The 696-nt window shown below is 77.6% G+C and carries 1 pseudogene; it reads left to right on the forward strand.

Annotation, left to right across the window (positions count from 1 at the left end):
• Positions 1–696: pseudogene (locus MXD58_RS26200) on the forward strand (zinc ribbon domain-containing protein); the annotation flags it as partial.

The raw sequence follows: 696 nt of genomic DNA on the forward strand, positions 1-696 counted from the left end.
GCCACTGGCCCCGCCGAGCGAGCTCACCGCCGTGGCCGGCGCCGACGGCTCGGTCCAGCTGCGCTGGCGGCCCTCGCCGTCGGTCTGCGGGCCGGTGTCCTACCGGGTCGAGCGCGTCGTCCTCGTCGAGGACGGTGGCGCGACCCTGGGCCGGCGCCCCCTGGGCACCACCCGGGCCACCGAGCTGACCGACGCCGGTGCGCCGGCGTGGACGCCGGTGCGGCACGAGATCACCGCGATCTGCGGCGAACGCCGCTCCGAGCCGGTGGTCACCGAGCCGGTGGTGTGCACCCGCGATCCCGCCGACCTGCGCGCCGAGCGCAGCGCCAGCGGCGTGCGGCTGGAGTGGCGCCTCGACGGGTCGTCATCCGTCGTCACGGTCGAGCGGACCGACTCCGCCGCCCCGGCCCAGCCGCCCCGGCGTGCCCAGGTCACCGGCGGCGTCCTCCACGACACCGACGTCACCGTCGGCGTCACCTACCGCTACCACGTCTTCGTCGAGTACCACGACGTGACAGGTCAGTCGGCCCGCACCCCCGGGGCCACGACGGACATCGAGGTGATCGCCCGGCCCCGGCCCGTGCGCGACCTCGCCGCGGTCACCGCCGGTGGGCGGACCACGCTGCGGTGGACGCCGCCGCCCGGCTGGGAGGTGCGGATCTACGCGACGTCGGCCCGGCCCGGCCGGGCCGGTGC

The sequence above is a fragment of the Frankia sp. AgKG'84/4 genome (assembly GCF_023242965.2).
Classification (GTDB): Bacteria; Actinomycetota; Actinomycetes; order Frankiales; family Frankiaceae; genus Frankia.